Origin of the sequence: Phytobacter sp. RSE-02, from assembly GCF_040578655.1 — a bacterium.
GTDB classification, from domain to species: domain Bacteria; phylum Pseudomonadota; class Gammaproteobacteria; order Enterobacterales; family Enterobacteriaceae; genus Phytobacter; species Phytobacter diazotrophicus.
On the sequence record NZ_JBEULY010000001.1, the window covers coordinates 533438 to 547864 of the forward strand.

The following is a 14427-nucleotide window of genomic DNA, read 5'->3' on the forward strand; positions in this document are numbered from 1 at the left end:
GACAGTGGAGTAAACTTGAACCTTAACAATGTCTTTTTAGAACAACATAACAAGGAGTCGGGATGAACTCTCAATCCCAGGCCAAATCCCCTGAAGCCTTGCGTGCGCTCGTCGCCGGAACGCTGGCCAATTTTCAGCACCCAACCCTCAAGCATAATCTTACCGCGCTTAAGGCGGTTCATCATGTTGCCTGGCTGGATGACACCGTCCATATTGAGCTGCTGATGCCCTTTGTCTGGCGCAGTGCGTTTGAAGAGTTGAAAGAGCAATGCAGTGCCGAACTACTGCGACTTACGGGCGCGCGAGCGATTGACTGGAAGCTCTCCCACAATGTCGCCACCTTAAAGCGGGTGAAAAATCAGCCTGGCGTGAACGGTGTAAAGAACATCATTGCCGTCAGCTCCGGTAAAGGCGGGGTAGGAAAATCCTCAACCGCCGTCAATCTGGCGTTAGCGCTGGCGGCGGAAGGGGCAAAAGTCGGTATTCTGGATGCGGATATCTACGGCCCGTCAATCCCGATGATGCTGGGCGCGGAAGGTGAACGTCCGACCTCGCCGGATGGCACTCATATGGCGCCGATTATGGCGCACGGACTGGCGACCAATTCCATTGGCTATCTGGTGACTGACGATAATGCCATGGTGTGGCGCGGCCCAATGGCCAGCAAGGCGCTCCTGCAACTGTTGCAAGAATCTATGTGGCCCGATCTCGATTATCTGGTACTCGACATGCCGCCGGGCACTGGCGATATCCAGCTTACTCTGGCGCAGAATATTCCGGTTACCGGGGCGGTGGTGGTGACCACGCCGCAGGATATCGCGCTGATTGATGCCAAAAAAGGCATTGTGATGTTCGAGAAAGTGGAAGTACCGGTGCTGGGTATCGTGGAAAACATGAGCATGCACATTTGCAGCAACTGTGGTCATCACGAGCCGATTTTCGGTACCGGCGGGGCAGAGAAACTGGCCGGGCAGTACCACACGCAACTGCTGGGGCAACTGCCACTGCACATTAGCCTGCGTGAAGATCTCGACCGGGGGCAGCCGACGGTTGTCAGCCGTCCGGATAGCGAGTTCACCGGTTTGTATCGCAAGCTGGCGGGGCGCGTTGCGGCGCAACTCTACTGGCAGGGTGAAGTGATTCCCGGTGATATCGCGTTTCGCGCGGTATAAATGGATAAGGCTGCCCGTCAGGGCAGCCGATAATGCATGAGCAGATAGTTCCCGTCCGGCGATGTGCCTTCCGCTTCAACGTGCCAGCCATGGTGCTGATAAAACGCCAGCGCGTGGTGGTTTTGCACCAGACATTTCAGTGAACCTGTACTGGTAAATTCAGACTGCACTTTTTTCAGCAGCGCGCTACCGACCCCTTTGCCTTGTGCATTCGGGTCAACAAACAGGCTATGCAGAAAATTGTCGTTCACATACACGGCGGCAAAGCCAAGCCGATGCCCATCTTCTTCCGCTACCCAGATGGTTTCATCACGGGTAACGGCGTCAAAGTCTTCCAGTTGCCAGTCGTTACCGTCCAGCCATGTCCAGTTTGCTCTGCGGGAGTGCAGGAACAATGTACGCAGAAAAGGGCGGTCGTTTTCTTGCCAGGGGCGAATAATCAATAGGATTTCCTGAAATTAACGGTGGTAAAAGATGTCGCCATTGTAGGCTTTCAAAATTTTACCGTCGGCGTCCGTGATAAGCACGTAATTTCCACCCATATAGGTCCAGTGGCTACCCGGATCAGGCGCAGGTAAATTGCGCAGATTCCACTGCTTAATGTTGTACTCTTCGCTACGGTACATTTCGGGGACCGTATCGCCGATGGTGAATTTAGTAAAATCGGCAACAAAATCCTTCACTTCATAAGACTGGGTTCCGCCCGTCGCGGCAGGGGGTTGCGGTGCAGCAAAAGTCGCACTGGCCGTTGCCAATAATGTTCCCAGAAGCAACATTTTTGTTTTACCCATAATCTCTCCAGGTGTCGTGGGTTTTCATTTCGCGGGGCTTATCATCGACTACCGTCTGGCGACGTCGCAACCGCGAAAATGTTATGAAAATAATGCTTTGGTAAAAAGTGTAAGCAAAAGAAGAGAACAGCAGGAGAGGCGGAACGCTTTTTTCGCTATCCGCCTGAGTATAAAAGTGTTTTTAAGAGAAATCCTGGCTATATTTCAATGCGTTAGTGCGCAGAAAATCCTTCCAGCACGATTTTGCCTACCGCACGGTGCGTTTCAAGCAACTGGTGCGCTTTACGCAGATTTTGTGCGTTGATGGCGCCGAAGTGTTCTCCCAGCGTGGTTTTGATAACCCCATCATCGATAAGTGCGGCGACACGCGCCAGTAAACGGTGTTGCTCCGTGATATCGGCGGTCCCGAACATGGAGCGGGTAAACATAAATTCCCAGTGCAGAGAAATGCTTTTCACTTTTAAGGGCACAGCGTCAAGTGATTGCGGATCGTCAATCAGGGCCAGTTTGCCTTGTGGTTGCAGAGCGTTGATCAACTGCTGATAGTGCTGCTCCGTGTTGTTGAGGCTGGCAACGTGGCTGACCTGCTTAATGCCAATACGCGCCAGCTCCTCGGTTAACGGCTTGCTGTGATCGATAACATGGTGCGCACCCAACTCGCTAACCCACTGCTGGCTTTGCGGGCGGGATGCCGTGCCAATCACCGTCAGGCGAGTCAACTTACGCGCCAGCTGCGTCAGAATGGAGCCTACGCCACCTGCGGCACCGACAATCAGCAGTACGTCGCCTTCGTTGCCATTTTCACGTACGCCTAAACGATCAAACAACATTTCCCAGGCGGTAATGGCGGTCAGCGGGAGGGCCGCGGCAGAGGCGAAATCCAGCGAGGCGGGTTTGTGGGCGGCAATGCGCTCATCCACCAGTTGAAATTCGCTGTTACTGCCAGGACGGGTCAATGCCCCGGCATACCAGACTTCGTCACCGGGCTTAAATAACGTGACCTTGTCGCCAACGGCGGTAACCACACCGGTCGCATCCCAGCCCAGCACGCGGGGTTTATCGGCGTTAAACCCGGCGCGAACTTTGGTATCCACCGGGTTAACAGAGATGGCTTTCACTTCGACCAGCACATCATGACCTTCGGCTTTCGGTGTTGGTAATTCAATGTCGGTTAAAAAATCAATGTTGCTGCCGTTCTGTGCGGCCTGAGTAATAGCAATAGCTTTCATAAACACTCCGTGATTTCAGCATTCGTCAGTGGATGTGTTAATGCTAGTTCGCCCGGGGGCAGGTGAAAAACCCAGGCGGGAGAGGAGCACTTATCCTCCAGAAGTGAAAATAGCGTGCGATGCCTCAACGCTGAAAGTTTCTTGCGGTGAGCAGTGACAGAGCGCTGCCAGGTATGGCAGAGTGCTGTGCACGGTATTTTGGGCTGAGCAGCAGAGCACAACGGGTTCAATGATTTCAGTTGCGACCTCCTGATATGGCAGCCAGTGGTGCTGTTACTATTTATTTTTAAACTCAATATTGCCTTTTCTATCGACTGAATTGATTAATTTCTTTCAACTTTTTGCCGATGGTACTGTTAATTACCCGGCGAAGGAGGTTGCTTTGAAACGGATTCTTACTGTGATGTTGGGCGTGGGCATATGCGCTGGCGCTCTTGCTGATTCGGGATCCCCGCAACTGAAACTGGAAAGCCAGAGGCTGATTCGCGAGTCTGGACATGAATGCAACAAGGTGGAAGGCGTTTATCCTTCCGCGTTCGGCGGTTCTCTGATTGTGATTTGTGATGATTCGCACAGGTACACGATCAAGAATAAAGATGGCCGCTATGTCGTTGGTGTGGCTGAGTAAGGCATCCAGGCATGGCAATGAACGCATGCCTGGAATGTGTTGAATGCCTGGTCTCAAAAATATTTTCGTCCTGATTGTTGGGTAAACAGACCGTATCATTTTCTTCAAACCGTTTTCTCTATCGACTTACTGACGCTTTAGTAAGGAAAGTGGGTTTGCCGTTTACAAGACTTCTCCGTGGCTTTATCCTGATCCTGGATTAACGAACGTTAATCGCAACTAATTGATTTTATTTGACTCGGGGTGCCCCTTTTCACAAAGGGCTGAGAAATACCCGTACCACCTGATCTGGATAATGCCAGCGTAGTCCTGGCGATTATCCAAGATAAGAATCAAAGACTTATCTGCGATTTTCGAACCGTTTTGTTTAGCCGATCACATTGAGGCTCACGAAATGGGACACCATACCATACGCCACACCATTAAACGTAACGGGGTTTATTACGTTCGTTTTCGCCTGCCTGATAATAAGTTTTTCCGTAAGTCGTTAGAGACTGACAGCCACACCCAGGCGCAGTTGCTCATGTCTTTTGCTTCTCCTGTAATTCCTCTGGTTCAACGTGGAACTATCCAACCGGATCACTTCAGTAAGCGTCTTTCTGAGTATGGCAATATTCTGAAGCAGCAGAATGAACAATGGCTGGCGCACCAATTTCTGAATGATGTGCGGCGCAATATTCCGCCGATGGTTGCACAGGAATACCGCGAGGTTGGTACTCCTTCCGGAGAAGAGGAAGAACAAACGGAAGCACAACCAAAAGAAGTGCTAACGCTGGCTGGCGCGTGGAATATATACAAAAAGGAGAAGGCTCAGAACTGGACGAAGGCAATTTCACAGGCTAATGAGCGCTTTATGGAAGTCATGTTCATTGTCCTCGGTGCATCAATAGACGTAACGACGATAACCAAGCAGGACATCAAGCAGGTGATGGAAGTTGTTGAAAACTTGCCAAAGCGTGTTGTGCAACCTTATCGGTCAATGACGGTTCAGCAACTGATCGAGTGTGATGATGTTCCGCCAGAAGATTTGGTTGGCGCTGAGTCTATCCACAAGCATTTGAAGATTTACAAATCGCTGTTCAAAACCTTCCTGACTGACAATAAAGATATTCTGGAGAAGTCTCCGACTGATGGAGTGGTCGCCTCACCATCTAAAGCAAGGTTTGGTGCATATAGCGCAGCAGAAATGAGAAAGTTTGTGGGGTGGGCGCTCAAGCAGCCTGACGGGTGGCAGAAGTGGATCACTTTGCTATTGGCGTACACGGGAGCCAGAAGAGGCGAGATCGCCAAGCTGGAGAAATCACAGATCAAATTTGATGAAGATAGACAGCGGCACTATCTCCTGATCGCAGAAGGGGGGCAAGGCAAAACTGAGAACGCTACAAGGCAGGTAGTGATTCATCCCAAACTGATCGAGTGGGGTTTTCTTGATTTCGTTAATCGGCAGTGGAAAGAGAAAATCTTCTCCCCTGTATCTGGCAAAAACATGCCGAAGATCGGCAAGGTCTTAGCAGATGTTCGAGATCAGCTTGGCATTCCTTATCTTGATGATTATGGGCAGCGGCGATTGGTGCATAGCTTTCGGCATACGATGATTTCTGGCTGTTTAGCTGGTTGGGTTGGCAACCTGGCACACCTGCAACAGGTAGTTGGTCATGAGAAGAGTGGCTCAGGTATTACTAGACGCTATTTGCACACCTTCCCGCTTTCCACGGTTTGTTATGTGATTGATGGCTTGGAATGGGGATGATTTAAAATTTGGAGAAGTAAAGCCTTGCTTACAGTCTTATCACCTGCGGGCTTACAATGTACTATCAATAAAATGTGTAAAAAGGGTAAGGGATCGCAAGAGATGGATATTGCAAGGGCAAAAGCTATTGAAAACAGCATGATGTGTTTAACCATATTCTCACGATCTATTCACACTTTTTTCGCTCTGGCTGATGCTTTAGAACACTTGGATCGTGGTACTGGTGATTTATTCCCTTTCAGGGGCGTTTGTAATGCCTTAATTGGTGATGCGGCGATACATTGGTGCAAAGTTTTTGGATCTGATGCTGAGGGGACTCACTGGAAGTGTGTAGTGGATGATCACGACAGATTTCGAAAGGTCTTATTCGATGAACTGCGAACGACGCCAACCGAATTTCATGCTTACTGGAAGAAAATGACGGAGTTCAGAAGCAATGTAATCGCGCATTTCAACGCTGAACATTTTTCGAACGGTTCTACACCTGAGTTCAACACCGCGATTGCAGCAGCGGCAACGGCTTATAAATACATGTACCAAACCTTCCCCTCAAATGTGCATCACCTTGGGCCGAGGGATTTAATCAGTTATGGTAAAATTGCTTCAGAAGCTGTAATGAATCGAATTTTGGTTTAAGGAAAAAATATGTCTGGAGTGTTAGCGAGTACAGCAGCGGCTGTAGGGATTATTGATAAAGCTGTTGGCATTGCAAAGAAACTTGCGGATGATAGCGGTGAACTTGATAAAGCGACGCTTAAACTTGAGCTTGCAAACCTCATGACAGAGCTTGCTAGCGTTAAGATGGAGGTTATCACCACCCAGGCGCTACTTTTTGATGCAGAACAGAAGAACAAGCAATTAGAGGAACAATTAAAGGATAAGCAAACCTTCATTTTCCAAAACGGTGTTTGGTGGAAAGAGGGTGATGAAATAGCATTTTGCCCTAAATGCTATGAAAGTGAGAACATTAAATTCCACATGGAAGCAAGGGAGAAGGTCATCGGTATGATGGGATCATACGACTATAAGCATTGGCATTGCCGCCGCTGTAATTCTGATTTTGACAGAATTTAACCTTACTTGTCCTCTGTAGAGAACGTTTTCACATTTGGACAATGCTTGCTTTTCGTTTTGTACATAAAATCGTAGATTGAATTGGAATAGCGACACAGCGTCCCGTTGGCAGTCTGGGTCTGTTCTGTCAGTTGCATGGTGATTTTGCCTGCCATTGCATAAAAAGTCACCAGAGTACCGCAAATCAATAGAATTCCTCTCATATCTCCCCCTAGAATGATCTGCCCTCTACAATGCCAAATGGCAATCCGAGTAAACATTCTTGGAAGATTATAGTAACTAAATTGATCAATTTTAACGATCGATTTTGTAATTTCGATCGATTAAAGTAATTGATGGCGTTGAGACACTTGCCGATGGTGTACTTAATCTATTCAGCTATGGAGGCTGTTTTGAAAAAAATTCTTGCATTACCTCTTGTGTTCTTTTCCTTCTCATCTTTCGCTGATGGTGTTCCCCCTGCGGAAGTACAGCCTTACCCTGAGTACCTGGCGACCTATGTCAAAACGCTGATTAATGTCAGTTGTGAGCAGACGCTGAAAGGCGGTTCTGAAGATGTATTGATAAAGCAGGCAACGCAGGGTATGAAGAAAGATACGCCTAGCTATTACGCTATCTACAATTCTGTCGTTGAGGGCGCTGGTGCTGGTGCTGCGCTTAAAGCTAAAGGGAGGTTGATAACGAAAGATAAGATCGCCCTTGATAGCTGCGATGGGGTCGCTGCCTATATCTCGATGCAAAAAGATTTTATGAAAATGGTGGTTGACGAGATGACAACATCAGCACAATCGCAATCTGGCACCGTAAAACAAAAGGCTGCATATTCTGACGAAAGCATGTATCGGACCACAGCGAAAGATCTAGCTGAACTTTATAAAGCTAACGAGGTTGCAGCCGATGACAAAATTGGTGGTCGTAAGGTGGAAGTAACCGGAACTGTTCAGGATATAACAAAAAATTTCACGGATGATGTAGTTCTTAAACTTGAAAGCGGTAATCGCTTCATGCCAGTCAGTCTGAGTATGTTTGATTCAGAAAAGGCGAAGGCGTCGAAATTGAAAAAGGGCCAGAAGATCACCGTGACTTGCGAAAAGATGCAGTTTTTCATCGGTGCACCGTCTGGCGGAAACTGCACCTTTAACTAATCTGTCATACGGTCTGCCGGGTAAAATTCCCGGCAACTCATCCACCCCACCTCATGGATGTCCCTGCTATTTGACGATCCAGCTTACATGCTCTTGCTGAAAATATCCTACGGCTCTCTGGGCCATGTGCCTGACGTGACAGACGATCCCTCAATAATTTCTTATCTTCTTGCTGAAATATCGCAGAGCCGACAGGCCCAGTAACGTACGTTACCACTTCATCCCGTAGAACATCACAACAGGGAAAACTTGCCACAATAGGGCATTCTGCTGTTCATTTTCCGGTCTATTTAACATAATGGTTCTTATAAGTACTTGACTGGAATAGTCAGGTATTGCTTTTCGGAACGTTGACGCGAAGCTGGATACACAACAGCGATTTAACCAACAGAAGGAAAGCATTCGGGAGGATTCGAGGTGAGTTCTCTTGTTCAAGGATTTTGGATGAGTTTGTCTGGTCACCACACAATTTCAGGTTTCAGGCCTTTGAGGCTGCCAGTGTGTCAAACGCCATAAAAGCACATTTTTCTATTAACCAGCAGACACAAAGCTACTACAGAGACGTTACCACAACGGGGTGAAGGTCTGCGATCACCTGGCGATATTCACCGAGCCAGGCCGCCACTGTTTCGTACCATTTCCTACAACAATGTAAACAGCCAACCCACCAATCCATCCTGCGCTTCACCAGAAGCCTGTAGCGGCGTTATCTCCACACAACTGTAAACGACGCACCCATAGCACAGCGCCCCGCTGAGAGACTCTCACAGGCCCAGAAATGGACGATTTTCGTTGATTTTGCACGAGAAATTATTATTTCGGTTTGAAATCAGGAGGGATCGGTGATTGTGTTTAGCTCCAGTCTGACTGGTAAATCTGCCGAGGCCGCGCCATTGCTGGCTTCGTTATGTTCATTACAAGAGGACGTTGAGTGGATCAGGATCTTCGATCTACCCGTAGGAACATTAAGTCAGCATTAATAACTGCGATTAATAGGTATTTTAGGGGGTATTTAAATTTGATTGATTGCTTAGTGAGCAATAGGTGAGATCATCCACCAAATTTTGACAGAAAACCAGTATTGGGTTGCCAATTTTCGGCTTGTAAGGAGAATGGCGGGGTAGGGAGGGGTTCTATATGAAGTGGTGGTGGGTTCTGCATGAGCTGAGGGTGGGTCCACAGAGAACCCAGGGGGGGCCTGTATGACCTGCAATAAGAACAACATAAAACCAAAAATAAAAACACCCATAAGATCTTAAAGACTTTAAGGTCAAAGGCCGGGTGAACTGGTGTTCACTAGTGTGTTTAAAGAGTGATGCTCATGTATCGCTCCGCTCTGCAATGGCTTCGCCACTTCAGATATCTGTTGGTAAGAAGTTCATCTTAGATGGCGTGAACAGACTCGCCATCTCGTGACCTTCTAACCCTCCATAGCCCATCACAACAACCTCCGGTTGCTGTTCTGTGTGTCGGGTAACCCTACAGGCTACGCCAGAGAGCTACCGCTCTCACTGTGTGGGGACAAGCCGCAAGGCGCGGCAGTTCAATGTGAATGGAGCCGATTGGCGACAGGGGCAAACTTGTTTACCCGATCTACTCCGGGGCGGCGTGGGTTGGCTAACTGACGCCCTCACTGCCTCTCTACGGCGTTTAAATGGTGTGGGTAATACGATGACTGCTATAAAGGCAAGTCCCCGCATAATGCGTTACAGAGCGATTTAGCCCTATTGACAAATATTTCTATGGCTGATAATGTAATGGTGAGGTATTGTAAAATTTAATAAAATAAAGCTTTCTATTTTAAGCGAATACTGATATACTATATCTTAGTAGGGTAATGATTTTCCTACGAATCCTCGAATAATTCTGCCGTCATCACGACATCCTTTGTCAATCTCACGGCAATACAAAATGGGTACAAAAAGACCTCCGCGAATAATTCTTTTAACAGAAACGGAGAACCCAACATGAACAAACCAAAATCCCAACGTCTCGACCTGACCACTATGACAGGCGAGCAGATCGCTGATCTCATCCTGAACGGCAAATACACCAAATCAGCCTTGTGGGCCTTCATCAGTAGGAATGGTGGCGCGGATGCTGTACATGCTCGATTCCCACAGATTGCCGTCTGCCTGCATATCCTGAAGCAGGAGCGCAAAAAGGCAAAGCAGGCGCGAGCGTTTAAAACCATCCTTAAGCCGCTGAGTAATCAACGCGCTGCCGGAATGCAGTTGACCGAGATACTTCGCCCAATCCTGGAAGGTCATCGCCAGCTTTATCTGAACAAATTCAATCTTGCACTGACTCATGAGCAGATCATTATGCTGCTTGTGGCTGTCAGTGGTGCAGAAGAACTTGAAGCCTACGGTTATCCACTGGCTGGCGAATTCCCGACAGCAAACGCAGCCTAACAACACTGAACAAAACCTGATCCGGTTCGCCTTCTTGGTGACCACTGGAGAGGTTTCTTTTGTACCCAATTGAGGAGGATTTTTGATATGAAGCTGAGCCTGGATGACGAAACATACGCAATCCTACGTGAAGAGTCTGATCGGCTGGGGATGCCAGTTCCGAGGATGATCCGGAACATGTGCCAGAACCTGGCGAAACACATTCAGAAACGCAATGAACAACCACTGACGAACCCACAGGGAGATAAAAATGACCGAGACAACAGAAACTAAGCTCTACAAATCACTACCGCAGCCGAACGAAGACAAACCGATCACAGTTGATATATTTTCCCCCTGTATCGTTCTGCTTTCTCGAATTCGTGATTTTAATGGGGTCAAAATCGACCTCAATATTATTGCAGTATACGGCTACCTTCTGGGGTGGAAGAAAACCACTGGACGAGTAACGGTATCAATCCCCCGGATCAGTGATGATTGCGCGGGGATCTCAGAATCTACGGTGAAACGTGCTCGTAAAGCACTTAAAGAAATGGGGTGGTTAGATTGGAAAACAATCTCTGACGAGGGCAAAAGCAACACTTCTCACTGTATCTATACGGTCAAAGATCCCGAGGACATACTAGCTGAACTCAACGCTGGATTGTCACAGCAGGGTGATGCAGTAGTTACCATCGCAAAAAAACAAAAAGTTAAAGCCGGTACGGAGAGTGGTAATAATGAACAAAAACCTGTTGTGGAATCTTCCGTGGTGGAACCTGCCGCGCCTGTTGCTGGAAAACCAGACGGCGTACCTTCTATGGTTGCTGGCGGCAATGCTGATTTATCCGGTGGTGATGATGCGGTGAATGGTGGAAATGTTATCCAATTCCTAACAGTCAAAAGACCAGACCAGCCCCAGATGGCTGATATCGATACCCTCAACAACTGGGTAGAAGGTTACGACGAAGAAGGATTTATGGCCTATGGTGCGCTATGGTGGATAACAAAACCCGGTGAGATAATGGATCTGATAAAGAGCCATATCAAAAAAATCCAGAGCGATGGATACAAAGGATCGAGGTCTGCCGCTAACGATACTTCATCCGGTGCTGATGCTTATTACAAACAGCAGCAAGCACAGAGAGCAGCCGCAGCTAAACAGGCTACTAATGCCCCGCAGCAGCAAGAGGATAACTGGTACGAATATGACGAAACGATCCCATTTTAACAATTGGAGGACTGCTTGTGTGAGAACGTAACTGGCAACAGCCACTCTCTGGCTGACCAGAAAAAACCAGATTTAGAGCGTCTTTTTAAAAAGCGCCGCCGTGATGAGGATATTGTTAAAACCGCTAAGACACTCCTTGTGCATGGCATGACCCCCGGCAAAGTTGCCTTACTATTACGTCTTGATCCTGAGTTTGTAGCTGAACTGGCTAAGACATGGAATCCCAAGTTTCGAAAGGTGAAATACACCAGTCAGTACGCAACTAAGCGAACTGTACGCCAGTATTTTGACTCAGGTGCAATGCTCGAAAAAATCTGTGCTGACCTCCAGTTACCTCTATTTTCTGTGATCACGATTCTTCAACGTGACGGAGTGAGCGATCAGGAAATGGCATCCCGAATGCCTGTTAGTGACGATCCGTTGTTCATTGAGTACCGGAAGACTATTTCACGCAAGCAGGCAGCGCCCCAACGCCGATCACCACGCCTGCATTATTAATACCCCAGCCGGGGAAACTTGACCCTATTTGAATATTTATCCTTACTGCGGATCTGCGTAGCCGTACTTCTATGGCTTCGTGACGGCCTGGACCTCTACAGGAAACATAATAATGAAAAACATCGAAGAAATTCGAGCCAGTATTCTGGAAGCGATGATCGCAGGAACAGACGAACCGGAAGACCTGAGCAAAAGTGCTGATCAGGTGCTGGCAGATGCAATTACTACTTATCTTGCTTCACCTACATCTAACAGCCAGCCGACCCAGACGAAGGGCGGTAAGGCGATCAAAATCAAAGGTATAGCTATGACTTGTGCAGCTCAAGGGTACAGCGCAAATCTCCGTCCGGTCAGTCTGCTGATGAAGAGCAAGATCGAAGATCTGACTAATGAACAGTGGTTAGCGCTAAAGTATTTAGGCTACCAGATCAACAGATTAGCTTAATATGAGATTCACGGACTCGAGCTAAATACGGCGGAGTAAACCGCCGGTTGTCGCATATAGGATTATTTGACAAGACTTAGATGAGGTGGTCGTTTGTGTTTGATCGACGACGAAAGGCCGTCCCCAGCTATGGCCTCCATGAAGAAGCGATTGTTAAATGTGAGCGCTCCTATTTCATCAGCGGGGAAGCGCAGCTGTTTAAGTATTTCGACACGCTTTACTCCCTGAGAGTGCAACGATGTAAAGACTTTTTCCAAAATCAACGACTTCTCTCGTTCTGGCATGCCCTGGGGTTCCCCAGTACGGTAACCACGGCGGTTGAGTTCTATCGCCAGTTGTCTGTAATGCCATTCAGAAGACAAACCGACATCAAATGTACGTCGAACTAAAGCCGCTAGGGACACTTTCCAATTTTTCTTCAATAAAACAAGCTGGTCTAGGCTAGGCATCCTTGGTACTGAGGCTAAGATACTACGCTCAGGCATCAATAACGCCGAAGCAAAGCGATCTGCATCCTGTTCAGCTTGGCGACCATTGTTGCTGGAGTGTTTGTGCAGAACCAAATGACCAAGCTCATGAGCAGCGTCAAAGCGGCTGCGTTCTGGAGTTTTCATTGTATTCAGCAGAACAAAGGGTTTTTCGTCCATCCAAAATGAAAAAGCATCTACTTCAACGCAATTTTCAGCAAGTGAGAATACCCTGACGCCATTAGCTTCAAGCAAATGAATTATGTTCGAAATTGATAGTTCACCAATACCCCAGGCTTCTCTAACTGCTCTAGCAGCACGCTCCGGCTCAGAATATCCGTCGAAACTACAATCAGGGATGTTGGGCTTCGGTAACTTGAATTGCCCATCAATCCATGCCGATAATTCTTGTGCTAGTTTGCCAGCGCCGAGTGCCGAATCACGTTTTTGGGCGCTTAACTTTGTCATTGCACGAAAACTGACGGCTTCGGGCGTCAATGAAGGAACATCCCGATCGAGGAAAAATTCGATAGGATATTCCAAAACAGAAGCGATTCTTTCCATACTATCGCTGGCAATTGGCTCGAAGATACCTGCTTTTTCATAGTTAGAAATGGTCTTGCTGGTTAATCCAGCAGCTTCAGCTAGCGCTCTTTGAGTCAGGCCTCTCCGTTCTCTTGCTATACGTAAACGCTCTGAATTAAACATGGTGCATCTTTAGCCTGTTTTCAAAATATCAAGATCAATATCTGGTGTAAACTGAGGAGTCTCACCACCCTGAACCATTGGATCTGGCTGATGGGCATCAAGAATCAAACGAGTAGAAAAACTGTTAACAACATTTTTGTCATTGTAGGAAACAGGCCGGGACAGCTCCGCGCGAATACCTACACGGTTGAATTCATCCAGTTCATCAAAATCGTAAAGTAAGAACCATAAGTCCCGTCCGATTTTGTTCGGGAGTAATGGGACAACCTCACCTTCTGGCAGGTCTAAATCTAATTTGAGCTGGTTATCATCCAGCATTAGTTTCCCCTGACCAGGGTGGTTATTATGGATTAACCCCATGAGTTCACGAGTAAAGTCTCCTTTCTTCATACGTGACTCAGGATAGCCATGAACCAAACCCGTTTGATCGCAGCCACGGCAGAGATAAATCGCCACCGTTTCACTAATAGTCAATTCAACGTTTCGTAGAGACAATCGCTTGAATCCCTTCGGAGCAAGGATATCTCTGGCAGCGCTTACCCCTTCACCGTAAAAGTACTGTCCGCGAGACGTTACAGGGTGATTTTGTGTAGTGGAATAGCGACCAGACAAACCACGCTCAAGAATGCGTATAAGGTCGTTTTGACTGAGATTCAGAGGTTGCAAGTAAGATTCGATATCATTCGGATCAGCCAATACTACGGTTTTTTCGAGATTATGAGAGTACATCGGTATAGGCCTCATGATTATTTTCTGTTTTTTATACCTCAATTGAGGGAGGAAAAACAAGAAAATAACTGGATGAATAGACAGATGTGACTTCTTTACTCCACTTAAATTTGCTAACTCTTCTGATGCTGTTGGAAGTGGATACTGGTATAGCTTCATAGAACTTT

15 protein-coding genes and 1 riboswitch are annotated in these 14427 nt (G+C 47.5%); of the genes, 10 read left to right on the forward strand and 5 right to left on the reverse strand.

Annotated elements, in window-relative coordinates; genetic code table 11:
- Positions 1-62 precede the first annotated feature (62 nt).
- On the forward strand, positions 63-1172 hold the full coding sequence (apbC, locus tag ABU190_RS02335) for an iron-sulfur cluster carrier protein ApbC (protein WP_071195710.1): 1110 nt from the start codon (positions 63-65) through the stop codon (positions 1170-1172).
- Positions 1173-1189: 17 nt separating this feature from the next.
- Here apbC and ABU190_RS02340 read toward each other — a convergent pair whose 3' ends face one another.
- From ABU190_RS02340 to ABU190_RS02350, 3 genes are all read right to left on the reverse strand, one after another.
- Complete coding sequence (locus ABU190_RS02340) at positions 1190-1615, reverse strand: GNAT family N-acetyltransferase (protein ID WP_354690264.1); 426 nt, start codon at positions 1613-1615, stop codon at positions 1190-1192.
- A 15-nt stretch (positions 1616-1630) separates the two neighbouring features.
- The gene (locus ABU190_RS02345) at positions 1631-1963 is read right to left on the reverse strand and encodes an RcnB family protein (protein ID WP_271850730.1); all 333 of its coding nucleotides are present in this window, start codon (positions 1961-1963) and stop codon (positions 1631-1633) included.
- Positions 1964-2175: 212 nt separating this feature from the next.
- Positions 2176-3192 carry a zinc-binding alcohol dehydrogenase family protein gene (locus ABU190_RS02350; protein ID WP_354690265.1) on the reverse strand — a complete coding sequence of 339 codons (1017 nt, stop codon included), beginning with the start codon at positions 3190-3192 and terminating at the stop codon, positions 2176-2178.
- A 382-nt stretch (positions 3193-3574) separates the two neighbouring features.
- On the opposite strand from ABU190_RS02350, the gene ABU190_RS02355 reads away from it, so the two are divergent.
- The 9 genes from ABU190_RS02355 to ABU190_RS02395 all read left to right on the forward strand — a co-directional run bounded on the left by ABU190_RS02355 (position 3575) and on the right by ABU190_RS02395 (position 12356).
- Positions 3575-3820 carry a hypothetical protein gene (locus tag ABU190_RS02355; RefSeq protein ID WP_296429986.1) on the forward strand — a complete coding sequence of 82 codons (246 nt, stop codon included), beginning with the start codon at positions 3575-3577 and terminating at the stop codon, positions 3818-3820.
- Between the two features lie 229 nt (positions 3821-4049).
- Positions 4050-4147, forward strand: a riboswitch (TPP riboswitch).
- A gap of 67 nt (positions 4148-4214) precedes the next feature.
- Positions 4215-5570 (forward strand): integrase, encoded by a 1356-nt coding sequence (locus tag ABU190_RS02360; RefSeq protein WP_354690266.1) that lies wholly within the window; start codon positions 4215-4217, stop codon positions 5568-5570.
- A gap of 102 nt (positions 5571-5672) precedes the next feature.
- Positions 5673-6206, forward strand: coding sequence for a hypothetical protein (locus tag ABU190_RS02365; protein ID WP_187509879.1), 534 nt, complete (start codon positions 5673-5675; stop codon positions 6204-6206).
- A gap of 9 nt (positions 6207-6215) precedes the next feature.
- A complete protein-coding gene (locus tag ABU190_RS02370) occupies positions 6216-6644 on the forward strand; it encodes a hypothetical protein (RefSeq protein WP_187509880.1) in 429 nt (142 codons plus the stop codon).
- A 392-nt stretch (positions 6645-7036) separates the two neighbouring features.
- Positions 7037-7789, forward strand: coding sequence for an OB-fold putative lipoprotein (locus tag ABU190_RS02375; protein ID WP_223579675.1), 753 nt, complete (start codon positions 7037-7039; stop codon positions 7787-7789).
- Positions 7790-9756: 1967 nt separating this feature from the next.
- Positions 9757-10203: a hypothetical protein gene (locus ABU190_RS02380; RefSeq protein ID WP_354690267.1), complete on the forward strand. Its 447-nt coding sequence runs from the start codon at positions 9757-9759 to the stop codon at positions 10201-10203.
- 250 nt (positions 10204-10453) lie between these two features.
- On the forward strand, positions 10454-11413 hold the full coding sequence (locus ABU190_RS02385) for a hypothetical protein (protein WP_354690268.1): 960 nt from the start codon (positions 10454-10456) through the stop codon (positions 11411-11413).
- 15 nt (positions 11414-11428) lie between these two features.
- A complete protein-coding gene (locus ABU190_RS02390) occupies positions 11429-11911 on the forward strand; it encodes a hypothetical protein (protein ID WP_354690269.1) in 483 nt (160 codons plus the stop codon).
- A 112-nt stretch (positions 11912-12023) separates the two neighbouring features.
- The gene (locus ABU190_RS02395; protein WP_195995140.1) at positions 12024-12356 is read left to right on the forward strand and encodes a hypothetical protein; all 333 of its coding nucleotides are present in this window, start codon (positions 12024-12026) and stop codon (positions 12354-12356) included.
- Positions 12357-12418: 62 nt separating this feature from the next.
- Here ABU190_RS02395 and ABU190_RS02400 read toward each other — a convergent pair whose 3' ends face one another.
- Positions 12419-13531: an XRE family transcriptional regulator gene (locus ABU190_RS02400; RefSeq protein WP_209417914.1), complete on the reverse strand. Its 1113-nt coding sequence runs from the start codon at positions 13529-13531 to the stop codon at positions 12419-12421.
- A gap of 9 nt (positions 13532-13540) precedes the next feature.
- On the reverse strand, positions 13541-14419 hold the full coding sequence (locus ABU190_RS02405; RefSeq protein WP_354690270.1) for a hypothetical protein: 879 nt from the start codon (positions 14417-14419) through the stop codon (positions 13541-13543).
- Positions 14420-14427: the final 8 nt, after the last annotated feature.

Bases quoted from the DNA above. Each gene is read 5' to 3' on its own strand.
- apbC (WP_071195710.1), top strand. From the start codon at position 63: ATGAACTCTCAATCCCAGGCCAAATCCCCTGAAGCCTTGCGTGCGCTC.
- ABU190_RS02345 (WP_271850730.1), bottom strand. From the start codon at position 1,963: ATGGGTAAAACAAAAATGTTGCTTCTGGGAACATTATTGGCAACGGCC.
- ABU190_RS02350 (WP_354690265.1), bottom strand. From the start codon at position 3,192: ATGAAAGCTATTGCTATTACTCAGGCCGCACAGAACGGCAGCAACATT.
- ABU190_RS02360 (WP_354690266.1), top strand. From the start codon at position 4,215: ATGGGACACCATACCATACGCCACACCATTAAACGTAACGGGGTTTAT.
- ABU190_RS02365 (WP_187509879.1), top strand. From the start codon at position 5,673: ATGGATATTGCAAGGGCAAAAGCTATTGAAAACAGCATGATGTGTTTA.
- ABU190_RS02370 (WP_187509880.1), top strand. From the start codon at position 6,216: ATGTCTGGAGTGTTAGCGAGTACAGCAGCGGCTGTAGGGATTATTGAT.
- ABU190_RS02380 (WP_354690267.1), top strand. From the start codon at position 9,757: ATGAACAAACCAAAATCCCAACGTCTCGACCTGACCACTATGACAGGC.
- ABU190_RS02385 (WP_354690268.1), top strand. From the start codon at position 10,454: ATGACCGAGACAACAGAAACTAAGCTCTACAAATCACTACCGCAGCCG.
- ABU190_RS02395 (WP_195995140.1), top strand. From the start codon at position 12,024: ATGAAAAACATCGAAGAAATTCGAGCCAGTATTCTGGAAGCGATGATC.
- ABU190_RS02400 (WP_209417914.1), bottom strand. From the start codon at position 13,531: ATGTTTAATTCAGAGCGTTTACGTATAGCAAGAGAACGGAGAGGCCTG.
- ABU190_RS02405 (WP_354690270.1), bottom strand. From the start codon at position 14,419: ATGAAGCTATACCAGTATCCACTTCCAACAGCATCAGAAGAGTTAGCA.